22 protein-coding genes are annotated in these 23,973 nt (G+C 54.6%); 8 read left to right on the top strand and 14 right to left on the bottom strand.

The genetic code is table 11. From position 1 onward, the window contains the following. The first annotated feature begins 14 nt into the window (after window positions 1–14). On the top strand, window positions 15–2,186 hold the full coding sequence (locus tag AC2T6E_RS13305; protein ID WP_148400571.1) for a YgiQ family radical SAM protein: 2,172 nt from the start codon (window positions 15–17) through the stop codon (window positions 2,184–2,186). Between the two features lie 83 nt (window positions 2,187–2,269). Here the strand turns inward: AC2T6E_RS13305 and dkgA are convergent, their stop codons facing one another. Next, complete coding sequence (gene dkgA / locus AC2T6E_RS13300) at window positions 2,270–3,097, bottom strand: 2,5-didehydrogluconate reductase DkgA (RefSeq protein WP_010435600.1); 828 nt, start codon at window positions 3,095–3,097, stop codon at window positions 2,270–2,272. Between the two features lie 105 nt (window positions 3,098–3,202). Beyond that, the gene (gene yqhD / locus AC2T6E_RS13295; protein ID WP_416719578.1) at window positions 3,203–4,366 is read right to left on the bottom strand and encodes an alcohol dehydrogenase; all 1,164 of its coding nucleotides are present in this window, start codon (window positions 4,364–4,366) and stop codon (window positions 3,203–3,205) included. Window positions 4,367–4,561: 195 nt separating this feature from the next. On the opposite strand from yqhD, the gene AC2T6E_RS13290 reads away from it, so the two are divergent. Continuing rightward, window positions 4,562–5,461 (top strand): AraC family transcriptional regulator, encoded by a 900-nt coding sequence (locus AC2T6E_RS13290; protein ID WP_126817586.1) that lies wholly within the window; start codon window positions 4,562–4,564, stop codon window positions 5,459–5,461. A 48-nt stretch (window positions 5,462–5,509) separates the two neighbouring features. Here AC2T6E_RS13290 and yghB read toward each other — a convergent pair whose 3' ends face one another. Together yghB and metC are read right to left on the bottom strand one after the other, a co-directional pair. Continuing rightward, window positions 5,510–6,169 carry a DedA family general envelope maintenance protein YghB gene (gene yghB, locus AC2T6E_RS13285; RefSeq protein ID WP_089599576.1) on the bottom strand — a complete coding sequence of 220 codons (660 nt, stop codon included), beginning with the start codon at window positions 6,167–6,169 and terminating at the stop codon, window positions 5,510–5,512. 142 nt (window positions 6,170–6,311) lie between these two features. Continuing rightward, complete coding sequence (gene metC, locus AC2T6E_RS13280) at window positions 6,312–7,499, bottom strand: cystathionine beta-lyase (protein WP_253178749.1); 1,188 nt, start codon at window positions 7,497–7,499, stop codon at window positions 6,312–6,314. A 252-nt stretch (window positions 7,500–7,751) separates the two neighbouring features. Between metC and exbB the strand changes: the two genes are divergently transcribed. Next, window positions 7,752–8,483: a tol-pal system-associated acyl-CoA thioesterase gene (gene exbB, locus AC2T6E_RS13275; protein WP_100166417.1), complete on the top strand. Its 732-nt coding sequence runs from the start codon at window positions 7,752–7,754 to the stop codon at window positions 8,481–8,483. Window positions 8,484–8,487: 4 nt separating this feature from the next. Then, complete coding sequence (gene exbD, locus AC2T6E_RS13270) at window positions 8,488–8,913, top strand: TonB system transport protein ExbD (protein ID WP_047062705.1); 426 nt, start codon at window positions 8,488–8,490, stop codon at window positions 8,911–8,913. Window positions 8,914–8,966: 53 nt separating this feature from the next. Here the strand turns inward: exbD and AC2T6E_RS13265 are convergent, their stop codons facing one another. Next, complete coding sequence (locus AC2T6E_RS13265; protein ID WP_337256759.1) at window positions 8,967–9,416, bottom strand: cytoplasmic protein; 450 nt, start codon at window positions 9,414–9,416, stop codon at window positions 8,967–8,969. After that, a complete protein-coding gene (locus AC2T6E_RS13260; protein ID WP_010435585.1) occupies window positions 9,397–9,801 on the bottom strand; it encodes a hypothetical protein in 405 nt (134 codons plus the stop codon). Before AC2T6E_RS13260 ends, AC2T6E_RS13265 begins: the two co-directional genes overlap by 20 nt. A 104-nt stretch (window positions 9,802–9,905) precedes the next feature. Between AC2T6E_RS13260 and AC2T6E_RS13255 the strand changes: the two genes are divergently transcribed. Both AC2T6E_RS13255 and AC2T6E_RS13250 read left to right on the top strand, forming a co-directional pair. Continuing rightward, a complete protein-coding gene (locus AC2T6E_RS13255) occupies window positions 9,906–10,409 on the top strand; it encodes an ESA_00282 family adhesion-associated protein (protein ID WP_042717810.1) in 504 nt (167 codons plus the stop codon). 81 nt (window positions 10,410–10,490) lie between these two features. Then, window positions 10,491–10,979, top strand: a complete 489-nt coding sequence (locus AC2T6E_RS13250) for a TIGR00645 family protein (protein WP_010435582.1) — start codon at window positions 10,491–10,493, stop codon at window positions 10,977–10,979. Window positions 10,980–11,073: 94 nt separating this feature from the next. Here AC2T6E_RS13250 and AC2T6E_RS13245 read toward each other — a convergent pair whose 3' ends face one another. After that, window positions 11,074–12,114, bottom strand: coding sequence for an aldo/keto reductase (locus AC2T6E_RS13245; protein WP_148400574.1), 1,041 nt, complete (start codon window positions 12,112–12,114; stop codon window positions 11,074–11,076). Between the two features lie 230 nt (window positions 12,115–12,344). Between AC2T6E_RS13245 and AC2T6E_RS13240 the strand changes: the two genes are divergently transcribed. After that, complete coding sequence (locus tag AC2T6E_RS13240) at window positions 12,345–13,889, top strand: methyl-accepting chemotaxis protein (protein ID WP_416719579.1); 1,545 nt, start codon at window positions 12,345–12,347, stop codon at window positions 13,887–13,889. A gap of 37 nt (window positions 13,890–13,926) precedes the next feature. On the opposite strand, the gene fucR is transcribed toward AC2T6E_RS13240, so the two are convergent. From fucR to yghU, 3 genes are all read right to left on the bottom strand, one after another. After that, a complete protein-coding gene (fucR, locus tag AC2T6E_RS13235) occupies window positions 13,927–14,643 on the bottom strand; it encodes an L-fucose operon activator (RefSeq protein ID WP_108416243.1) in 717 nt (238 codons plus the stop codon). A gap of 133 nt (window positions 14,644–14,776) precedes the next feature. Then, window positions 14,777–15,109, bottom strand: a complete 333-nt coding sequence (locus tag AC2T6E_RS13230) for a YMGG-like glycine zipper-containing protein (RefSeq protein WP_042717804.1) — start codon at window positions 15,107–15,109, stop codon at window positions 14,777–14,779. A gap of 160 nt (window positions 15,110–15,269) precedes the next feature. After that, entirely contained in the window at window positions 15,270–16,136 is an 867-nt protein-coding gene (yghU, locus tag AC2T6E_RS13225) for a glutathione-dependent disulfide-bond oxidoreductase (protein WP_214605824.1), read from the bottom strand. A gap of 183 nt (window positions 16,137–16,319) precedes the next feature. Between yghU and gss the strand changes: the two genes are divergently transcribed. Further along, a complete protein-coding gene (gss, locus tag AC2T6E_RS13220; RefSeq protein WP_458667588.1) occupies window positions 16,320–18,179 on the top strand; it encodes a bifunctional glutathionylspermidine amidase/synthase in 1,860 nt (619 codons plus the stop codon). Between the two features lie 45 nt (window positions 18,180–18,224). On the opposite strand, the gene AC2T6E_RS13215 is transcribed toward gss, so the two are convergent. The 4 genes from AC2T6E_RS13215 to pgaB form a co-directional block, all read right to left on the bottom strand. Continuing rightward, window positions 18,225–19,754: an HD domain-containing protein gene (locus tag AC2T6E_RS13215; protein WP_458667586.1), complete on the bottom strand. Its 1,530-nt coding sequence runs from the start codon at window positions 19,752–19,754 to the stop codon at window positions 18,225–18,227. Window positions 19,755–20,272: 518 nt separating this feature from the next. After that, entirely contained in the window at window positions 20,273–20,707 is a 435-nt protein-coding gene (gene pgaD, locus AC2T6E_RS13210; RefSeq protein ID WP_316467854.1) for a poly-beta-1,6-N-acetyl-D-glucosamine biosynthesis protein PgaD, read from the bottom strand. After that, a complete protein-coding gene (gene pgaC / locus AC2T6E_RS13205; protein WP_458667584.1) occupies window positions 20,704–22,035 on the bottom strand; it encodes a poly-beta-1,6-N-acetyl-D-glucosamine synthase in 1,332 nt (443 codons plus the stop codon). The genes pgaD and pgaC overlap by 4 nt, the downstream gene beginning before the upstream one ends. Next, window positions 22,028–23,965: a poly-beta-1,6-N-acetyl-D-glucosamine N-deacetylase PgaB gene (gene pgaB, locus AC2T6E_RS13200; RefSeq protein WP_458667582.1), complete on the bottom strand. Its 1,938-nt coding sequence runs from the start codon at window positions 23,963–23,965 to the stop codon at window positions 22,028–22,030. Before pgaB ends, pgaC begins: the two co-directional genes overlap by 8 nt. Window positions 23,966–23,973 lie beyond the last annotated feature (8 nt).

The following is a 23,973-nucleotide window of genomic DNA, read 5'->3' as shown; positions in this document are numbered from 1 at the left end:
TCTTCGGAAGCATTATGAGCGCAATTTCCCTGATCCAGCCGGATCGTGACCTCTTCTCCTGGCCCCAGTACTGGGCGGCCTGCTTTGGACCGGCGCCGTTCCTGCCGATGTCCCGGGAAGAGATGGACCAACTGGGCTGGGATAGCTGCGACATCATTCTGGTCACGGGCGATGCCTACGTTGACCACCCGAGCTTTGGTATGGCGATTTGTGGTCGTATGCTCGAAGCGCAGGGCTTCCGTGTGGGGATCATCTCCCAGCCTGACTGGAACAGCAAAGACGACTTTATGCGTCTGGGTAAACCGAACCTGTTCTTCGGTGTGACCGCAGGCAACATGGACTCGATGATCAACCGCTATACCGCCGACCGTAAGCTGCGCCATGACGACGCCTACACGCCGGATAACGTGGCGGGAAAACGCCCGGACCGCGCCACCCTGGTCTATACCCAGCGCTGTAAAGAAGCCTGGAAAGACGTCCCGGTGATCCTGGGCGGCATTGAGGCGAGCCTGCGCCGTACCGCGCATTACGACTACTGGTCGGATACCGTTCGCCGCTCGGTGCTGGTGGATTCCAAGGCCGACATGCTGATTTACGGTAACGGCGAGCGTCCGCTGGTGGAAGTGGCGCACCGTCTGTCGCAGGGTGAACCGGTGAGTAGCATCCGCGACGTGCGCAATACCGCGCTCATGGTGAAAGAGGCGCTGCCGGGCTGGAGCGGGGTGGATTCCCGCATCATTGATATGCCGGGCAAAATCGACCCGATCCCGCACCCGTACGGCGAAGATCTGCCGTGTGCCGATAACAAACCGGTTGAGCCGAAAAAAGCGGAAGCGAAGGCTATCGTTGTGCAGCCGCCGCGCCCGAAACCGTGGGAAAAGACCTACGTGCTGCTGCCGTCCTACGAGAAGGTGAAAGCCGACAAGGTGCTCTACGCGCACGCGTCCCGTATTCTGCACCATGAAACCAACCCGGGCTGCGCCCGCGCGTTGATGCAGAAGCACGGCGAACGCTTTATCTGGATCAACCCACCGGCGATCCCGCTTTCCACCGAAGAGATGGACAGCGTCTTTGCGCTGCCGTACAAGCGCGTGCCGCACCCGGCGTACGGCAACGCCCGTATCCCGGCGTATGAGATGATCCGCTTCTCGATCAACATCATGCGTGGCTGCTTCGGCGGCTGTTCCTTCTGCTCCATTACCGAACACGAAGGCCGTATTATCCAGAGCCGCTCTGAAGATTCGATCATCAATGAGATCGAAGCGATTCGCGACTCGGTGCCGGGCTTTACCGGCGTGATCTCCGATCTCGGTGGCCCAACCGCAAACATGTACATGCTGCGCTGCAAGTCGCCGCGCGCGGAGCAAACCTGTCGTCGCCTCTCCTGCGTCTATCCGAGCATTTGCGAGCACATGGACACCAACCACGAGCCGACGATCAACCTCTACCGCCGCGCGCGCGACCTGAAGGGCATCAAGAAGATCCTGATCGCTTCCGGGGTACGTTACGACATCGCCGTGGAAGATCCGCGCTACATCAAAGAGCTTGCGACGCACCACGTCGGCGGCTATCTGAAGATTGCCCCGGAGCATACCGAAGAAGGCCCGCTGTCGAAAATGATGAAGCCGGGCATGGGCAGCTACGATCGCTTTAAAGAGCTGTTCGACACCTATTCTAAGCAGGCGGGTAAAGAGCAGTATCTGATCCCATACTTCATCTCCGCCCACCCGGGCACGCGCGATGAGGACATGGTCAACCTGGCGCTGTGGCTGAAGCAGCGTCGCTTCCGTCTGGACCAGGTGCAGAACTTCTATCCGTCACCGCTCGCCAACTCGACGACCATGTATTACACCGGCAAGAACCCGCTGAGTAAGATTGGCTACAAGAGTGAAGAGGTGGTGGTGCCGAAAGGGGATAAACAGCGTCGTCTGCATAAAGCGCTGCTGCGTTACCACGATCCAAAAAACTGGCCGCTGATCCGTCAGGCGCTGGAAGATATGGGTAAAAAACACCTGATCGGCTCGCGCCGCGACTGCCTGGTACCGGCCCCGACGCTGGATGAGATGCGCGAAGCGCGTCGCCAGAACCGTAATACGCGCCCGGCGCTGACCAAGCACACGCCGATTGTGCATCAGCGTTCGAACGGTAATTCGAGTGTGAAGAAGCCCGTGAAGCGCAAAGCGTAAATAAAAAACCCCGGCAAGCCGGGGTTTTTATGTCGACACGTAGGCCGGGTAAGGCGAAGCCGCCACCCGGCTTTTTTACGCACTTAACCGCCAAACTGATCCGGATCCGGGCCTAAACGTTTACCTTTATCCAGCTTCGCAATCTCACCCAGCTCATCTTTATCCAGCCGGAAATCCCAGACGTCGAAGTTCTCGGCGATGCGCGACGGCGTGACCGATTTCGGGATCACCACCAGTCCATTATCCAGATGCCAGCGAATGACGATTTGCGCCGGGCTTTTGCCGTATTTATCCGCCAGCTCACGGATAATTTTCTGATCAAATACCCCTTCGCCGCCCTGCGCCAGCGGGCTCCAGGATTCGGTCTGGATCTTATGCGTGGCATTCCAGGCATGAAGCTGGCGCTGTTGCAGCAGCGGGTGCAGCTCAATCTGGTTGATGACAGGCGCAACGCCGGTTTCATCAATCAGACGCTGCAGGTGATGCACCTGGAAGTTACAGACGCCGATGCTTTTCACCAGCCCCTCTTTTTGCAGGTCAATCATCCCTTTCCAGGCATCAACGTAGTGATCGATAGCCGGAACCGGCCAGTGCATCAGCCAGAGATCGACGAAATCGAGCTGGAGCTTTTCCAGGCTCTCCTGCAGGGCTTCGCGGGGGCGCTTTTGATCGTCGTTCCACAGTTTAGTCGTGATGAATAACTCATCGCGGGGGACGCCAGCGCTGGCCAATGCGGTCCCCACGCCGTCCTCGTTTTTGTACGCGGCGGCGGTATCAATCGACCGATAGCCGACTTCCAGGGCTTTATGAATGGCGGAGACGACCTCGTCGTTACCGGCTTTCCATACACCTAGCCCCAGCTGGGGCATCACGTTGCCGTCCTGCAGCTTGATTACGGTTTGGTTTGCCATTTTTCCTCCTTCAGGTGCGCATCGTCGGAGGGGGACTCCGACGATGGGGTGTGCATTAAGTCTGGACGAAATGTCAAAAAACGAAAGTCGGGAGGGCAAAAACGCTTAGCGCGCCGCTTCGTAAATGCGACGGCTGACGTCCAGCGTAATGTCGCCGTGTTCGCCCAGTTGGGTCATGCCGTGCTCTTCAAGTTTTGCCAGCAGGGCAGGGATGGAGCTGCCGTCCAGACCGTAGCCAGACAGACGCGTTGGGACGCCCAGGCCTTCAAAGAAGCTGCGGGTCGCTTCGATGGCGGCATCAATACGCGTATCGTCAGAACCCTCGGTGATGTTCCACACGCGCTCGGCGTACTGCAGCAGCTTGGCACGCTTGGTGTCGCGTTTTTCATTCCACAGGGCAGGCAGAACGACCGCCAGCGTCTGGGCGTGATCCAGACCGTGCATCGCCGTCAGCTCGTGGCCCAGCATGTGGGTCGCCCAGTCCTGCGGCACGCCAGCGCCGATCAGGCCGTTCAGCGCCTGGGTTGCCGCCCACATCACGTTGGCACGCACGTCGTAGTTTTCCGGTTCTTTCAGCGCTTTCGGGCCGTCTTCGACGAGCGTCAGCAGAATGCCTTCCGCGAAGCGATCCTGGATTTTGGCATCGACCGGATACGTGACGTACTGCTCAACGGTATGAACAAAGGCATCGACCACGCCGTTCGCCACCTGACGCGCAGGCAGGGTGTAGGTATACACCGGGTCCAGAATGGCAAACACAGGCTGAACGTGTTCGTTCATGAAGGCCTGTTTGTCACCGGTGGTTTTACGGGAGATCACCGCGCCCTTGTTGGATTCAGAACCGGTCGCTGGCAGGGTCAGCACGGAGCCCATCGGGATGGCGCTTTTAATGTCGCTGCCGCGGGTGTCCAGAATGTGCCACGGATCGATGCCGTCAGCGTAGTGCGCTGCCGCCGCGATGAACTTGGTGCCGTCCAGCACGGAACCGCCGCCGACCGCCAGCAGGAAGGTGATGTTGTCTTCGCGGGCGATTTTCACCGCGTTCATCAGCGTTTCGTAAGACGGGTTTGGCTCAATGCCGCCGAACTCACGCACGTCCAGACCGTCCAGGGCGCTGTAAACCTGATCCAGCACGCCGGTTTTTTTCACGCTGCCGCCACCGTAGGTGATCAGCACGCGGGCGTCAGCGGGGATTTGCGCGCGCAGGTCGGCGATGGCGCCTTTACCAAACAGAATGCGGGTTGGGGTGTGAAGATTAAAGTTATTCATTGCTCGTTCCCTTTAGTGGGTGAAAAACCGTGGTGGCGCGGAGGGCTACCTGATGCTGCACATTGTGGCTTTCCAGGGCTACGTCCTCAATGCACATTCCTGCCGATGTCTTGCCCATTTCTACAGAGCGCTGGAGAAAGCGCGAAAAACGACGCACACTGTCAGCGTCGGAAACCGTACCCGGAGTAACGTAATATGAACCGTGAAGCGATCTGCCATCAGCTCACTGCGCAGATTAAGAGATTGATAGATAATGATAATTATGCCAGCGATCTGCTGCCGGACATTCGTCTGCTCTACGGCACGCAGCCCGGGACGCGCACGCCGGTGATGTACCAGCCGGGCATCGTTTTTCTCTTCTCGGGCCATAAAATTGGCTATATCAACGAGCGCGTGTTCCGCTACGACACCAATGAATACCTGCTTCTGACAGTACCTTTACCCTTCGAATGTGAAACCTTCGCGACAGAGGCGGTTCCACTGGCCGGTATTCGCGTCAACGTCGATATTCTTCAGCTGCAGGAGCTGCTGATGGAGATAGGTGAAGACGAGTTCTTCCAGCCTTCGATGGCGGCAAGCGGGATTAACTCAGCGACGCTGTCGGAGGAGATCCTCTGCGCCATTGAGCGTCTGCTGGACGTGATGGAAAGGCCGCTGGACGCGCGTATTCTCGGCAAGCAGATTATCCGTGAAATTATTTACCATGTGCTGCTGGGGCCGGGAGGCGGTGCGTTACTGGCGCTGGTGAGCCGACAGACCCACTTCAGCCTGATTAGCCGCGTGCTCAAGCGTATCGAAAGCCAGTACACGGAAAACCTCAGCGTCGACCAGCTGGCGGCGGAAGCGAACATGAGCGTCTCGGCGTTTCACCATAACTTTAAATCGGTGACCAGTACTTCGCCGCTGCAGTACCTCAAAACCTACCGACTGCATAAGGCACGTATGCTGATGATCCACGACGGCATGAAGGCCAGCGCGGCGGCAATGCGGGTGGGTTACGAAAGCGCGTCGCAGTTCAGTCGGGAGTTTAAGCGCTATTTCGGCGTCACGCCGGGAGAGGATGCGTCACGTATAAGAACCATGCAGGGCGCCTGAGGGGAAACGTAGGCCGGGTAAGCGTTAGCGCCACCCGGCTTTGTTAAATTATGCGCTGCAGTACTTCTTCTTAATCACCACCGCAATCGTCCCTACCAGCCCCGCCACCAACAGGAACATCGGCAGCACCATCAGGAAGGTCATCACCTGGTCTTCATGCTGTTTCACAAACGGGATCATGTTCAGCGCGTAGCCGAGCGTGGTGACTACACCAACCCACAGCAGGGCGCTCAGCCAGTTGAAGAACTGGAAACGGCGGTTCGACAGGCCGGAAATGCCCGCCATGGTGGGCAGAAGCGTGCGAACAAATGCCAGGAAACGCCCGGCGAGCAGCGCCAGCAGGCCGTGCCGGTCAAACATGCAGGTCGCGCGCTGATGATATTTATGCGGCAACTGCGCCAGCCAGCCTTTTACGACGCGCGTATTCCCAAGCCAGCGGCCCTGTAAATAGCTCAGCCAGCAGCCCAGGCTGGCGGCTGACGTGAGGATCACCATCGTCGGCGTGAAGTCCATCACTCCCTTGCCGATTAACGCGCCTGCGAGCAGAAGCAGGCTGTCACCGGGGAGAAACGAGGCGGGCAGTAATCCATTTTCCAGAAACAGCGTCGCGAACATCACGAAGTAAACAATCCCCACGACGTGCGGATCCGCCAGCGCGGCAAAATCGTGTTGCCAGAGCGCCGCAATAATATCTTGAATAACAGCCATGGACTTTCCTGTGGAACAGCAGATATAACGCTATTGTACTCCCGAATTGGCCCGCTGGGGTTGATCGCGGACGCAACTCATGCAGACTTTTCTGCTTGCAGTGTTCACAAAAACGTCCAGGAGTACATTTTCAGCCTGCACTCTACACGATACGTTCAAACCCTGCTGACAAATCCGCAATTAAATCGTCCACATTTTCTAAACCAATATGCAATCGAATCAGCGTGCCGCTGAAGTCCACTTCGCCGCCAGGGCGCAGGGCCGCAATCTGTTCCGGCTGGTTAGGCAGGATCAGGGATTCAAAGCCGCCCCAGGAGTAGGCCATGCTGAAGAGGGTAAAATTATCCAGATAGCTTGCCAGCTCGTCGTTGTTCAGCCGCTTTTTCAGCACGAAGGAGAACAGGCCGCTGCTGCCCGTAAAGTCACGTTGCCAGAATTCGTGACCTTTACTGCCCGGCAGCGCAGGGTGATTCACGCGCTCCACCTGCGGATGCTGCGCCAGCCACTCGGCAACGCTCAGGCTGCTTTCATGGTGTTGACGCAGACGAACCCCCAGCGTGCGGATGCCCCGGCTGGTCATGTAGGCCGTGTCTGCGTCCACCATTTGCCCCATCAGATAGGCGTTTTCACGCAGCTGATCCCAGCAGCGCGCGTTGGAGACCGCCGTGCCAATCATGCCGTCCGAGTGCCCAATCAGGTATTTTGTCGCCGCCTGAATCGAGATATCAATATCGAATTCCAGCGCCTTAAACAGCACGCCTGCCGCCCAGGTGTTGTCGATCATAATAATCGCATCCGGCGCTTTGCTGCGCACGGCCTTAACGATGGCAGGCACGTCGTGCACTTCCATGGTGATTGAGCCGGGAGATTCCAGGAACACAATGCGCGTGTTTGGCTGAATAAGTTCGGCAATGCCTTCCCCGATCAGCGGGTCAAACCAGCCGGTGGTCACGCCGAGCTTGCTGAGGATTTTGGTGCAGAAATCCTGGCTTGGCTCGTAGGCGGTGTTGGTCATCAGGATATGATCGCCCTGTTCCACAAACGCCAGAATGGTGTTGGCAACCGCCGCCGCGCCGCAGGGGAACAGTGCACAGCCCACGCCGCCTTCCAGCTCGCACATGGCGTCCTGCAGAGAAAAATGTGTTAGCGTGCCGCGACGACCATAAAACAGTCCACCTTTCGCGCGGTTGCGCGTGGCGATTTTTTTCTCCTCAACCGTATCAAACACCAGCGAGGAAGCGCGTTGAATCACGCTGTTTACCGATCCCTGGGTGTATTTCTTGCTGCGTCCTGCCTGCACCAGCGTGGTATCAAGATGCTTCTTTGTCATGTTCGCTAACCCTGTGTTTTATACGTCTGGACGTCCAGACTACCACGATTGTAAAAATGTGCACCCGGATGCTTATCGAATAAGCAGAAAATATTATGAAAAATACGCATAAGAAATTTTTACTGCGTAAGCGCAAGGAATGTGAGCGAAAATTACGGCACTATGTAAATACTAATGAGAACTACTATCAATTCGACGACGTTTTGATATTATTACGCTCAGATTTTGTGATTTGCGTCCTGGAGATACAGAGTGGGTAATAATTTGATGCAGACGGATCTCTCCGTTTGGGGCATGTATCAACATGCTGACATCGTGGTTAAGATTGTGATGATCGGCCTGATTCTGGCGTCCGTTGTCACCTGGGCAATTTTCTTCAGCAAGAGCGCCGAGCTGCTTTCTCAGAAGCGCCGCCTTAAGCGCGAACAGCAGCAGCTGGCCGAAGCCCGCTCTCTGGATCAGGCTTCTGATATGACCTCATCCTTCCATGCGAAAAGCCTGACCAGCATGTTAGTTAATGAAGCACAGAACGAGCTGGAACTCTCCGCAGGCAGTGAAGATAACGAAGGCATTAAAGAACGTACCGGCTTCCGTCTGGAACGCCGCGTAGCTGCCGTCGGTCGTCATATGGGTCGCGGTAATGGTTATCTGGCGACTATCGGGGCGATTTCTCCGTTCGTCGGCCTGTTCGGTACCGTCTGGGGCATCATGAACAGCTTCATCGGCATCGCGCAGACTCAAACGACTAACCTGGCGGTAGTTGCACCAGGCATCGCAGAAGCGCTGCTGGCAACGGCCATTGGTCTGGTTGCCGCGATCCCTGCGGTCGTAATCTATAACATCTTCGCGCGTATGATTGGCAGCTACAAAGCCACGCTCGGTGACGTTGCTGCACAGGTTCTGCTGCTGCAAAGCCGTGACCTGGACCTCAACGCCAGCTCCGTTAAACCGGTGCATGCGGCCTCTAAACTGCGCGTAGGTTGATCGTATGGCAATGCGTCTAAACGAAAATCTGGACGATAACGGTGAAATGCATGAGATCAACGTGACGCCGTTTATCGACGTCATGCTGGTTCTGCTGATTATCTTTATGGTGGCTGCACCCCTGGCGACGGTCGACGTGAAGGTGAATCTCCCGGCCTCGTCCAGCCAGCCGCAGCCGCGCCCGGAAAAGCCTATCTATCTGTCGGTGAAAGCGGATAAATCCATGTTCCTGGGTAACGACCCGGTAACGGATGCGTCAGTCATTCCGGCGCTGGATCAGCTTACCGGCGGCAAGAAAGACACCACGGTCTTCTTCCGTGCGGATAAAACCGTTGATTATGAAACCATGATGAAGGTAATGGACACGCTGCATCAGGCGGGGTACCTGAAGATTGGTCTGGTCGGCGAAGAAAAAGCGACCGCGAAATAAAACGAAGAGCTGACGAAAGTCAGCTTTTTTTTGCAAAACGCTAAGCCTGTCGTTTACTTCTGCAAGGGGTCGGTGTGCACGTCTTCGTCAAGCGCGACGTGGGTGACGTTTGAGGTGTGATAATCCCCCTCAGACAGTTTACGGGTCAGGCGCAGCGTCGCGGTCTCTCTCGCCAGCAGATACTGATAATTGGCCTCCAGACGTCCCAGAAGCTTCTCTTTCAGCTCCGGGCGCTGCTCGATGATGGCATTCATCACGGCACCGTAGATCTCTTCTTTCACCTGTAACGGGTATATTTCGCGGCGGTTCTGCCATTTCAGGCGCACGAGCGCGGCCGGGATCGATACCAGATCCTGGGTAATACGCGTCATCTCTTCATTTTTACTCTTTTTTAATGCTTCGAGATTTTGCTTTAAGATAAATTCATCGCTTTTTTTATCATCTAAAGTCAAATAGACATTATTATCATTAACTGGTTTCACGTTAATCTTCCCCGAAGTCATAAAAAATTGGGGCATTTTTTTCTCGAGTAATTAAATTAAGCCAAATTTCATTACCCATTTCGTTTATTTCTTTGGTCTTTTCAGCCATTATTTGACTGAGCTGCTGGGCATCTATTTCACCTTCGGCTTGCAGGTCATTCAGCAGGTGCGCTAAGGCTTCAATTTTCACAGCGCGAAATAAACGGTCTTTAATATGGCGGTCGTGCTCCTCCAATACCATATTACGGGATTTGCCCGTTCGGGAAACACCAATTAATATGTCAGACTCGAAATCGGAGAGCTTTCTTTTTCCCTGAGTAAAATTAGCCTCTTTTTCTTCTTTCGTCGGTTGCTGTTCCACAGGCGCAATGTGGTACTTAGCCGGGACGAGACTGTCGGGCAGCATTTTTTAATTTCCTTTAATTTCAACAGGGTGGGGTTGGTAAAGGCGTGAGATTCGTTGACAATAACATGAGGCAATTTTAAAATCAAAAAAAATGGAGCCTACCCATGAACAGCATTTTCTTTACGGTCATCACATTACTATTACTGACCGCTGGTGTGCTTTTATTGATGCAAGAGTTCAATAAAACGAAAGTGTCGAAAGACGCCAGTGAACCGCCGCAACCTGAGTTGATGACAAAAGAGGAAGGAGAAGATCATTTCTCTGTATTGATGAACTCGGTGACACCGGTTTGGTACTGGCGGGTGAACCATGAATATATCGACTTTTTGCACGCGACAATTAAGCGGATGAAAATGTCAGAAATTAATGACACGCCGGGGTTGTTTGAAGCGCAGCGTCGCTGCAGCGACCTGAATTCCGCTGTCTATAAATATTATGACAATATCAAAAAGCGCTGTCTTAATGGCGAGAAAGTCTCGTATTCCGACCTGGACGTATTAAACCTGCGTCAGTGTTTTCGCGAGTTCAGTCTGGAAGCCTATCCGGAGCTGGTGGTATTGGTCTGGCCGGAGTACGCGCGGCCGGAGGTTAACCCGGAAGAGGTGTAGACGTGGTGTTGGTTAGTTGTTGCAAACAGTAAGCGTCGTTGAGATATACTGCCCGCTGGTTTCGATTGCAGACAGGACTCTATGGAACGCTTTTTTGAAAACGCAATGTACGCCTCTCGCTGGCTACTGGCACCCGTCTATTTTGGCCTTTCCCTGGCACTGGTCGCGCTGAGCATAAAGTTCTTCCAGGAAATTTTTCACGTCTTACCAGACATCTTCTCCATCGCCGAAGCGGACCTGATTCTGGTGCTGCTGTCGCTGGTGGACATGACGCTGGTGGGCGGACTGCTGGTGATGGTGATGTTCTCTGGTTATGAGAACTTCGTTTCCCAGCTTGATATTGCCGAGCACAAAGAGAAGCTCAACTGGCTGGGCAAAATGGATGCCTCGTCGCTGAAGAATAAAGTGGCCGCGTCGATTGTGGCGATCTCCTCTATTCATCTGTTACGCGTGTTTATGGACGCGAAGAACGTCCCGGATAACAAACTGATGTGGTATGTGATCATCCACCTGACGTTTGTGCTGTCTGCGTTTGTGATGGGGTATCTGGATAAGATCAGTAAGAAATAATTTCCCCCTCACCCTAACCCTCTCCCACAGGGAGAGGGGATAGTCAGCTCCCTCTCCCTGTGGGAGAGGGCCGGGGAGAGGGCATCAGACCGCACTATTTATCCGACGACGCCTGCCACAGATTCAACTCCCCATCCGCCACATGCTGGTCAATCCGCTTAAGTTCATCCTCCGTAAAGCGCAGGTTTTCCAGCGCCTGAACGTTCTCCTCCAGCTGTTCCGGACGGCTCGCACCTATCAGCACCGACGTCACGCGTTCATCTTTGAGCAGCCAGCTCAACGCCATCTGCGCCATGGTTTGCCCACGCGCATGCGCCATTTCATTCAGCAGGCGCAGGCTGTTCAGGTTGGCTTCGGTCAGCATTTTTTCCGTCAGGCCGCGCACCTTTTTGCCTTCGCGCTGCATGCGTGAACCTTCAGGAATTCCGTTCAGGTATTTCCCGGTCAGCAGACCCTGCGCCAGTGGGGTGAAGGCGATACAGCCCGTCCCGTTTGCTTCAAGCGCATCCAGCAAACCGGTCTTGTCGACCCAGCGGTTAAGCAAGTTGTAAGACGGCTGGTGGATCAGCAGCGGGATTTTCCACTCGCGCAGCAGCTCGGCCATTTTCTGCGTGCGCTCGGTTGAGTAGGAGGAGATGCCCACATACAGCGCTTTGCCGCTTTGCACGGCGTGCGCCAGCGCTGAGGCCGTCTCTTCCATTGGCGTGTTTTCATCCACGCGGTGGGAATAGAAAATATCCACATACTCCACGCCCATACGCTTCAGGCTTTGGTCGAGACTGGCGAGCAGATATTTACGTGAACCGCCGGAACCATACGGCCCCGGCCACATGTCGTAGCCCGCTTTGGTGGAGATAATCAGCTCGTCGCGATACGCGGCAAAATCTTCGCGCAGGATGCGGCCAAAATTCTCCTCGGCGCTGCCCGCCGGTGGCCCGTAGTTATTAGCGAGATCAAAATGGGTGATGCCGAGGTCGAAAGCTTTATGCAACAGCGCCCGCTGGGCATCCAGCGGCTGGACGTGACCGAAGCTATGCCACAGTCCCAGTGACAGCGCGGGCAGACGCAGGCCACTTTTCCCACAGTAGCGGTACTGCATATTCTCATAGCGGCCGGTGTAAGGGTGCCAGGACATGATGTCTCCTTTCTTATCGATGAATTTTCGAAACAGCGTTTTCATTCTGAACTTATCACATCACCCATTACATCACTAAGCGTGGGCATAATGGTTAACGGCAGCTGTGTGACCTGTGAAGCCACACTAATTAAAAATAATCACAAAAGGTTATAATTTCCGCGCTCCCTGCCGATAACGAGAGTAGTACTCGCCTCTGGGCGAACTCACCCTCTCGGCAAGGAAGACTTATGAATATGCTCCGTAATTTCACGATCCGCTTCGTCATGCTGACGATTCTTGGGATCTTTTGTTTAATGTGGGCGGGGGTTGGGCTATACAGCACCTGGTCACTGTCTCGCGTTTCTGATGGTAACGAAGTGGATCGGCAGCTGGTCAAACAGATGACGGTACTCAGTCAGGGTAACGATCAGTATTTCCGATTCGTCACCCGTTTGAGCCGCGCAATGGAGGTCAAAGCCGCAGGCGGCACGCCGGACCTGGCCTCTGCCCAACAGGCGCTGGATAACATGAGTAAGAAGCTGGCCGAAATGAAGGCCATCTCCCCCGGACCCATGGACGAACAGGTTTCTGCTCAGGTCATTAGCAGCTGGCAGGCGCTGCTCGATCAGGGCGTAACCCCGCAGATGCAGCAGGCTAAGCAGTCGCTGGACGGCTATCGCCAGCAGGCCAACAACGTCACGCCACCGCTGAGCCGCGCGTTCGGTGCCGCGGCGGAGAACTTTAACAACGCCGCCGCGAAGTCGCTCGACAGCACCCGCGTGGTGGTGGACGGCCTGACCAGCATGACCCGCACGGTGATTATCGTCGCCACGATTATTGGCCTGCTGATCCTGCTTTTCACCGACCGTTACCTGGTGGCGATGCTGGTGAAACCGCTGGCTCGTATTCGCCAGCAGTTCCGCCAGATTGCCCAGGGCGATCTCAGCCAGCCGATTGAGCCGTTTGGCCGCAACTGCGTGGGACAGCTGGTTCCCTTACTGAGCGCCATGCAGGACAGCCTGCGTGAAGCGGTCAGCACCATCCGCTCCGGCAGCGAAAATATCTGGCGCGGCGCGACGGAGATCTCCAGCGGGAACAACGATCTCTCGTCCCGCACGGAAGAGCAGGCCGCCGCGCTGGAAGAGACCGCCGCGAGTATGGAGCAGCTTACGGCGACGGTAAAACTGAACGCCGAAAGCGCACGTCAGGCCAGCGAGCTGGCGGACGTGGCTTCGACGACCGCCAGCCGTGGGGGTTCGCTGGTAGAAGACGTGGTCACCACCATGAGCGGTATTTCTGACAGTTCGAAGAAGATCGCGGAAATTACCACCGTGATTAACAGCATTGCGTTCCAGACCAATATTCTGGCGCTCAACGCAGCCGTTGAGGCAGCGCGCGCAGGGGAACAGGGGCGTGGCTTCGCCGTGGTTGCGGGTGAAGTGCGTAATCTGGCCAGCCGCAGCGCCAATGCCGCAAAAGAGATTGAAGGGCTGATCGCGGATTCCGTTTCCCGCGTCGAGCAGGGCGCGCAGCTGGTGAACGACACCGGCACGACGATGGAAGCGATTCTGCGCGACGTGACCGAAGTGACGACCATCATGAAGCAAATTGCGTCTGCGTCAGAAGAGCAAAGTAAGGGCATTTCTCAGGTGGGCATCGCTATCACCCAGATGGATGGCGTCACCCAACAGAACGCCTCGCTGGTGGAGCAGGTCTCTGCCGCTGCCGCAGCCCTGGAGCGCCAGACTGAAGAGCTTCAGCGCTCGGTGCAAAAATTCCGCCTCACCGCATAGCCTTATCGGGTCGGGTCGCCTGTCGCGGCCTGACCCCTTATCCCCCTGAAAGACGATCCCGCTGAATCACCTGCGTCACCTGTGACAGCTGGCCTATCCTTACCTCACTTGACCGCTGGAATTTGCTTTTATCAATCAGCAGCAGCGACTGGCCTGCGCGGCTTAACAGCAGTGATTTAAAGACCGCGTTATGCTCCACCGGATCCCACAGCGTGCCCTGCTCATCAACGCCTTCGCAGGAGAAGATAAACAGGTCAATCTCCAGCCCTTTAAGCTGTGTAAGCAGCGCCGGATTGACGTAGCAGCGATACTTGCGATCAAGCGTGCCGCCGGAGCAGATAAGCGTGATCCGCTCGCGTTTTGCCATCTCATGACAGATCGGCAGGCTATTGGTAAAGACGGTGAGTTCGATATCCGGGAGCTGGCGCGCCAGGTGAAAGCAGGTTGAACTGGCATCGAGGGCGATGGTCATCCCTTCGCTGATCCAGTCCAGCGCGTGACGGGCGATATCGACTTTATCGGCGTAATGGCTTTTTAAGCGCGCGCCAAACGGCTCTCCGCTGTCGCGGCTGTTCGGATGGATAAGCCGCGCGCGGCCGTGCTGGCGCAGGATCTTACCCTGCTGCTGAAGGGCATTCAGATCGCGACGGATCGTCTCCCTGCTGACGGCGAGTGTTTCTGCCAGCGCGTCAGTGGTTAGCCAGTCGCAGCAGCCCAGCAGTTCAAGAATGTTCTGCTGTCGGGTCAGCTTCATGCGTCAGCCCATTCTGATAGAAATAAAAATGATTCTTGCTAGTTTATCGGGACTTGTAAATATGCCGTTGAAAAACGAGGGGATATAAAGCGAGAGAACGCCGGGCAAGCACCGTAGCACCCGGCGTAAATTATCAGTGCGTGGCTTCACCAATCAGCGCGCCAGCGCCTGCGCCAACGGCTGCACCTTTCAGTACGCTATTGCCCGTCACTGCTGCTGTACCCGCCCCAACGACTGCGCCCACGGCACCGCCCTTACGTGCATCTTTGCCTTTTTCACCGTTTTTAAACATGGCACCCGTACCCGCACCAACGACCGCGCCGCCTACTGTGGATTTCAGGTCTTTGCCCGTAGCTGCGCCAATTGCGGCACCGGCAACGGCGCCAGCGGCAGTTTTGTCCATCGCCATACCCGAGGTAGAAATAATGAGGGTGCTGATAACCAGCGCTGTTTTGATGAATTTCATAACAGATCCTTTGTAATAGCTGTTGGTTGATACTTCGCTTCTCACAGCCAGGCGTGAGAAAAGAGGGCGAATAGTGCCAGTAATACCGGCTCAACCTTTAAGCTAATCATGCCCCGGGCAAGGATCGTTGTTACCGGGCGGTGGCCCGCCCGGCAGAGCGTCAGGCCTGACGCTTATCTTCCGTATTCGTCTCGAAGTCGCTCGCCGCGTGGCGTTCGTGGAGCTGCTCGTTCAGCTCGCCGCTGGTGCGGTTAACGATGCGTCCGCGCTTAACGGCATGGCGATTCGCCACGTCTTTCGCCCAGCGCTGCACGTGAGTGTACTTCTCTGCATCCAGGAATTCGGCGGCGTTGTAAACGCTGCCCAGCGCCACGCAGCCGAACCATGGCCAGATGGCGATATCCGCGATGGTGTACTCCTCGCCCGCCACGTAGCGACCGCGCGCCAGCTGTTTATCCAGCACGTCGAACAGGCGCTTGGCTTCCATGGTGAAGCGGTCAATCGCGTACTCAATCTTCACCGGTGCGTAGTTGTAGAAGTGACCAAAGCCGCCGCCGAGGAACGGCGCCGCGCCCTGGAGCCAGAACAGCCAGTTCAGCGTCTCGGTGCGTCCCGCCGGATCTTTCGGCAGGAAGTGACCGAATTTCTCTGCCAGGTAAAGCAGGATATTGCCGGATTCAAATACGCGCGTGGGTGGGTTTGTAGAGTGGTCACGCAGCGCCGGGATTTTCGAGTTCGGGTTCACGTCGACAAACCCGCTGGAGAACTGATCGCCTTCGCCGATGCGGATCAACCACGCGTCGTACTCCGCGCCCGTCACGCCCAGCGCCAGCAGCTCTTCGAGCATGATCGTCACTTTCTGGCCGTTCGGTGTTCCCAAAGAGTAGAGCTGCAGTGGGTGAGAGCCTACGGGCAAATCCTTCTCATGCGTCGCGCCGGAGATCGGGCGGTTAATATTGGCGAACGCGCCGCCGCTGTTCTTTTTCCATTCCCACACTTTCGGTGGCTGATACGTGTTGTCTGACATGTTGGCCTGCCTTTTTAGTGATGTGTTGAGGGAGTTTAGCAGGAGATGAACCGACCGTTTAACGATGTGAGCGCAATGGTCAGGGGAGGTGTATGATAAACGTTCCTCTGTCAGGTTAATTACAACGTGCAGACGACGACAACCCTTAAAAATATTGCCGCCTGCCTGTTTTAGGTTGGATACATGCGTAAAGGAAAGTTAAGCAGTGATGCGCCATTCGGGACATTGTTAGGCTATGCGCCCGGTGGCGTGGCGATTTACTCTTCAAATTACGGCAGTCTGGACCCGCGAAAATACCCGGAAGACGCAGATTTTCGCAGCTATATCGGCAACGAATACATGGGCCACAAGTGGCAGTGCGTTGAGTTTGCCCGCCGTTTCCTGTTCCTCAACTATGGCTTTGTGTTTACCGACGTCGGCATGGCGTGGGAAATCTTCTCCCTGCGCTTTTTGCGTCAGGTGGTGAACGATAACATTCTGCCCCTTCAGGCCTTTGCCAACGGTTCGAAACGCGCGCCGCGCGCCGGGGCGCTGCTGATCTGGCAAAAGGGCGGTGAGTTTCACGAAACCGGCCACGTGGCGGTGATCACCCAGCTTCTCGACGATAAGGTGCGTATTGCGGAGCAGAACGTGATCCACTCCCCGCTGCCGCTCGGGCAGCAGTGGACGCGCGAGCTGCGTCTGAGCGTGGAGAACGGGTGTTACACCATCCATGACACCTTCAACGACACGGAGATCCTCGGCTGGATGATCCAGACCGACGACACGGAACACAGCATTCCCCAGCCGGAAATCGACGGCGAACTGCTGAAAATCAGCGGCGCGCGGCTGAAAAACAAACGTCAGTTCGACGGAAAATGGCTTAACGAAAATGACGCGCTGCAGCAGGCATATATCCGCGCCAACGGCCATGTGATCAACAAAGATCCCTGCCAGTACTTCACCATTACCGAAAGCGCCGAGCAGGAGCTGATCAAGGCCACCAACGAACTGCACCTGATGTACCTGCACGCGACGGACAAGGTGCTGAAAGACGACAGCCTGCTGGCGCTTTTCGACATCCCGAAAATCCTCTGGCCGCGCCTGCGCCTCTCCTGGCAGTGGCGCCGCCACCATATGATCACCGGTCGTATGGATTTCTGCATGGATGAGCGCGGGATTAAGGTTTACGAGTACAACGCGGACTCCGCGTCCTGTCACACGGAAGGCGGGCTGATCCTCGAAGAGTGGGTCAAAAACGGCTATCGCGGTAACGGCCATAACCCGGCGGAAGGCCTTCTGGAAGAGCTGACCGGGGCGTGGAAACACAGCCACGCGCGTCCGTTCGTGCACATCATGCAGGACAACGATGTCGAAGAGGACTATCACGCGCTCTTTATTCAGCGTTCGCTGATGCAGGCCGGGTTCGAGACCAAAATCCTGCACGGGCTGGAGGCGCTCAGCTGGGATGCCGCCGGACAGTTGATTGACGATGAAGGCCGCCATGTCAACTGCGTGTGGAAAACCTGGGCGTGGGAGACGGCGATAGAGCAGATCCGCGAGGTCAGCGAAACCGAATACGCCGCCGTGCCGATCCGCACCGGGCATCCCGAGGGCGAGGTGCGCCTGATTGACGTTCTGCTGCGCCCGGAGGTGCTGGTCTTCGAACCGCTGTGGACCGTGATCCCCGGCAACAAGGCGATTCTTCCGGTCCTGTGGCAGCTGTTCCCGAATCACCGCTACCTGCTCGACACCGATTTTGAGGTTAACGACCTGCTGAAACAGTCCGGATACGCCGTCAAGCCGATTGCCGGACGCTGCGGCAGCAATATCGATCTCATCAGCGCTCAGGACGAACTGCTGGACAAATCCAGCGGCAAGTTTGTTGACCGTAAAAACATCTACCAGCAGCTGTGGTGCCTGCCGAAGGTCGACGGCAAATACATACAGGTCTGTACCTTTACCGTGGGCGGGAACTACGGCGGAACCTGCCTGCGCGGCGATGACTCGCTGGTGGTGAAAAAAGAGAGCGATATCGAGCCGCTAGTGGTAGTGCACGATTAGATATCAATCGTAGCCCAGATGTATCTGGGCTACATGATTCCTTATTTATTTCATGGGTAGATAGTTTTCTACTATTGCGTTGATTTCGGAAGGAAGGCTTTCTTTAAAATAAGAAAAGTTAGTTGCATTTCTATCAATAAATACACGGATTATATAATGGATAGTTTGATACTGATTAAGTTTATACCCACATTCATCAAGACGTTTTGCTGTATAGCTATTGTTAAGGTTTTTAACAAGAAGTTTAACTTCTGTTTTTTGTATATCCTTAAATGCTACATCTGTTTGTATATCAATGCAAAATTGATCTTTATTGAAATGTGAGTTAACTAGTTTATTTAATTCATCTTTAATTGATGCGATGAGTTCTTTCGAAGTTGTATCATTTATAGTAACGTTTTTAACGTAATATTTTTTCTCGAACACTTTTGACCAAGGACGTCTTTCGATAATGTCATTGAGTATTTTTTTATTGCTCGAAATATTGTTTGTTTTATCTATCCACAATCCCAGCTTTTCATTGAGAAAATGGTCGTCGCTACAATCAAGATAGAAATCAGACATTAGATGTTCCGGGTTTTGCCCTGAAGCTTTTTTTGTTCGCAGTTCGTCAATGATAAGATTCTTCTGGGCGGTGGACTTCATATTCTCGCAAAGTTTATTAAGCATTGATGAAATGGAACGATTAGTTTTATGAAAATAAATTTGAGAAAAAAGACTTGATCTTGCTCCAATGAACTCGACAACAGAGTCAATTCCGCTTTCTTTATAAGCTAGAAAAAGTTTACCTTCTGATTCTACAGGTACAATAGACATAAAAAGTCTATTGTAGTCATAAATCCCACTCTTTACACCTGAGAAATAACTGTCTCTTAGCAGATAATCCATCCTGTCGGCATCAATTGGGCAGGATGATATGATAGATGTTAATAAAGGAAGTAAATCAATTTCATTTTGGCCAATTTTGCACGAAATTTTTCTGTCGCCATATTCTTTTTCAATAATTTTTAAAACATTTTCTGTGTTGATGTTTCCCAGAAGATTTTTTTCTTTATTTATGTCAGCGAAAATCATTGATGCAAAAATTAAAGAGATATGCTCATGCTCTACGGGAGTATCGTCTTTTTCTATGAGGTTGAATATTTCATGATGTTTATTTTTTAAGAAAGATTTTAGTTCATTCTTTGTCGGCATAAAACTTTCAAACTGATGCGACATTGGACCATGCCCTACATCATGAAGGAGTGCAGCTAATCTTAATTCTTGTATATGACAACTGGGGATTTCATTGATATAACAAAAGACATGCCCATCTTGATATTTATTATTATATCTAATGGCATTGAGTCGAAGGTTTTCTATTATTTCATATGATAAATGTAGAACACCTAATGAGTGTTCGAATCGGCTATGAACAGCGGATGGAAAAACTTTATACAGAAAAGAGTTTTGTTTAATGTTTCTTAATCGTTGAAATAAAGGGTGGTCAATAACTGCCATTTCTAAATTCGTAAGTCTTATAATCCCGTGTATTGGATCAAGGATTTTACGAGTTAAATCATTCTCGAATTCCATTAATGGCTCCAAAGATATTGGCTGTGCTTTAAAGTGTGATATGTAGAAAACAATGCTTGTCAACTAACTGATTTATAAAATCATTAATATAGGATATGAGGTTTTAAGCAATTTTGAATTCTGGTTATGTGAAGTTGATCAAGATTTTGATGCTAAAAAGTACTTTGTGTATCATTTTTAACAGAGCCTGAGTCACAGGTAACATCTTACAGTGAGTACTTTTTCTAAAAGATGAGAAGTATGATTTTGAGATTTTACGTTTATTCATATGAAAAGAGTGTGTTTTTGAGTCGGTTTTGCTGCATGGATACTTCATTGAGAAAACGAAATGGTTATTTTGGAAATACTTTTTGACGGTGTAATTTGTTATTTTTGAGTTAGATATATTTATGTTGAAAAGGAGGATTAGCTGGTGGTGAAAAAAGAGAGCGATATCGAGCCGCTGATAATGGTTAAAGACAAGTAGTTCACACCCGCTATAACAAAGCCCCCGCAGGGTATCCTGCGGGGGCTTTTCGTTACTGTTCTTCCTCTTCCAGCTGCTCGCTTACCTTCAGATCGATGATGCGGCCAATCCGATCGTGATACACCGTCAGCAGGTTGTACTGGCTCATCTCGGAGATGATCTGCGGTGAGACATTAAAGCTGCGGGCCAGCTCCTCCTGGTGAAAATAGCCCGGCTGACGACGTCTCACGTGGGCGCGGCGGCGGTTGTACTGATACCACAAAATCAGCAGCCAGCCGTTGAGCGCGGCGAACAGCAGGTAGAGCAACACCGTATTAAAGGACGCGATAATCACGCCCCAGCGGTGGTCGCTCTCATCGGTTAGCTGCATCCAGAGCCGGGCATACAGGAAAAACAGAAATCCTCCCCACGCCACCAGCGTTAACGCGGCATCGAAAAGACGTGGCAAGAGACGATGCTCGGTCAAAATTAAGGTATTTTCGTTCATTGAAGGCTTCCTTTTCCCCGGTCCGGACTGATCCAGCGCGCGCGGGCACGCTGACGTTTAAGCATGACTTTTGGAAATGCGACGAGGGTGGTGAACAGGCCAATCATCCAGTACACCATCGGGAACCAGATCACCCAGAAAAGCGAGCTGGCTACTTTTCGTTCATAGCGTCGCTCGATGAACAAGCTGACCAGGAACTGCAGCAGGCACATCACGCCCAGCAGCAGCCCGGTAAACTCCGGTGGAAAAAGGCTCTCCACGGTCAGCCTGGCGGGAATAGGCGCGACATGGCTGATGATGAACAGCAGCACCGTCATCGCGTACGCGAAGGCCCACAGCGTTGACAGCGCGTACTCCATAAACAGCGGCCACATCCGGTGATGCTCCCAGCGCACAATCCTGCGCAGGTTGACCAGAAATACCTCCGCGCCTCCCTGGGACCAGCGCAGACGCTGTTTCCACAGGCCCTTCAGCGTCTCCGGCATCAGGATCCAGCACAGCGCTCGCGGCTCAAAAAAGATATCCCAGTGGCGCAGCTGGAGCTTCCAGCTGATGTCGATATCTTCGGTGATCATGTCCGGGCTCCAGTACCCGACGTCCGCCAGCGCCTGTCGGCGAAAGGCGGCGATGACGCCGGAGACGGTAAAGACCCGGCCATAGATCCGCTGCGTCCGCTTAATGAGCCCAATGATGGAGGAGAACTCACCCACCTGAATGCGGCCAATCAGCGTGGAGCGCGTGCGAATGCGCGGGTTCCCGGTAACCGCCCCGACGTGGGGGTACTGAATCAGCGGTGCCACCAGATACGCGGCGGTATCGCGATCGAGCAGGGCGTCGCCGTCAATGCAGACCAGCAGATCGCCCCTCGCCGCCGCTGCCCCGGCTTTGAGCGCCAGCGCTTTCCCTTGGTTCTCCGCGAGGTTAATTACGCGCAGGCGCGGCTGTTCCTGCGCCAGCGCCTGCAAAACCTCCGCCGTGTTGTCAGACGAGCCGTCGTTGATGGCGATAACTTCGATATTTTCATACCGCTGCTCCAGCGCGGCGCTGATGGTCTCCCGCGCATTTCGTCCCTCGTTGAAGCAGGGGATAAGAATGGAGATGAGCGGCTCACCGGCGAGCGTCGGGGCAGGCGTGTCTTTATCCCACGACCAGTGGCGTTCAAGCTGATACCAGAAATAGAGGCCGCCGGTTATCCAGAGCACCGACATGAACAGCGGCCAGAAGAACACAAAATCCAGAATCAGTTCGCCGGTAAAGAGGGCGGCCACGCCCAACGGCAACCCGAATACCAGACATAAAATAGAGAATGCGATAATGCGATCAGTCATTGTCAGGGTACCAGTACGAAGAAAATTCAGGCCTGATGCGCGAGATATCAGGTTGGTTGTTGAGGAAGTCGTCGGGGTAGTAACCGTAATTTTTGACGCCGTTCAGCTGGAGCACGCGCATCCACTGCGCAAGCTGGCTATCGGCAACGGCGCGTTGCGGCTTCTGGTTCCAGTCCCTGGCCTGCAGCTCAAAAATCGTTTTATCGAGCGCGCCGGGCCGCGCGGCGACCGCGTTAACCAGACGCGTCAGCCAGGCATCGCTCTCGTCTGCCGGGACGGACTCCATCAGCGGCATGGCCATTGGCACCGTCCAGTCATATTCCGCCAGAAAATCATCAAGATTCTGCGCAAACCACGCCTCGCTTTCGGGCTGCAGAATGGGTAAGGCGAACATGTTGCGGGCAGTTTTTATCTGCGGGCCGCGGATGTTTTTCACCGCCTGGCTCAGAGTGCGGGTAAAGCCGATAAGCCGCTGGCTCTTCTGGCGAGTCGTGTCCTGTCCGGCATCTTCCACGTCCGTCAGCACCGCATCGTCATGGAACAAAATCCCATTGAAGCTGGCATAGCGGGCCAGATCTTCATAGATATCCGTCACCTGCTGGCGCACCTGCGGGTCCCACGGGGAGAGTCGGATATAGGGCTCGGTGGCTTCGCGCAGCTGGCCGGTTTGACGATCCCGGCGCTGCACGCGCGGCAGGGAAGGATCGAGATCGAACGAGAGCACCGGCATCCACGCGAAGACTTTTACCCCCGCGCGGGTTTGTAGCTGCCAGGCGACAAAATTAAAGAGATCGGCCCGAACCGGCAAACGACGGTTGGGGAAATAGAGCGCCGTGATCCTGCCGTCGCCCTGCGGGTCGGCAAACGCCTGCAGGAAAACATGGCTGATTTTCATGTCATAGACCCGCTGGATCAGCCTGTTGATGTTTTGGGTCTGCTGGGCCGGATCGGGATCGTAAACGTAGTCGAGATCGACGTGCATGACGCGCACGGGATCGTGCTCCTGAACCTGGCTGACCGTACTGGCAAACGCCTTGAGCGAGGGATTTCCGGCGATCAGCAGGCGGGGGATGTTGCCCAGATCCTGCACATTCCCCAGCCCGTCCTCAAGGGTAAAGGCCAGCTGGTAACCCTGCTGTCTGGCGATAGCGAGCGAGGTACCGCTGGCGGCGCCGTAAGGCCAGACCCAGGCGCGCGGCGCTTTGCCCGTCACCTGCGTGATTTTTTCAGTCACTTTGCGAACGTCATCGCCGATCCGCTGGTTGAACTGCTGGTCAGTTTCATAGCGGCCCGTTGCTTTGTCATAAAAGCGGTTGGCGATCGCCGGTTCCCGGCTGCCCTGCGGGTTGGCCGGAATGCCGTAATGCGAGGCCCAGGTATGCGAGCCGATCTCAATCAGCGGTGACTGGCTGAGCTCGCGCACCATGTCCCACGTCGCAAAGCGATCCCGGGGCGTCATCAGGCCGCCAAAATTCACCTTTTGATTCGCTGGCGTATCGACCCAACTGCCCACCGGCGCCCACAGCGCAGGGACGTTCCACGCCTGAAGCAGCGGCCAGACGCGGGTGTAGAAGCTGCTGTAACCGTCGTCAAAGCTGAGCAGAACGGCCTTTGGCGGCAGCGTTTTTTTCCCGTCATGCGCATCGAGAATGTCCTGCACGCTGATGGCGTGATAGCCGTTGTGCAGAAGCCAGCTTATCTGCTCGTTTAACGCGCTGGTGCGAACGGAGAGGTAGCGCTGGTCGGCGGCATCATCTTCTACGTCGTGATAGGCCAGGACCAGAAACTGGTTCTTCGGCCAGGGTTTACTTGCCTCCTGCTGCGGCCGCGCTTTGGGCGCAATGAACGAGATCGCCTGCGCGCAGACGCTCGCGCTGAGGCAGAGCCAGCCGAGGAGTATCAGGCTCACGGAAAAACGTGTGTTCAGCATATTCATCC

This window comes from Enterobacter sp. B79-1, from assembly GCF_057444735.1.
Note: the sequence above shows the minus strand (reverse complement) of the source record. Positions and strands in the feature narration are given on the sequence as shown.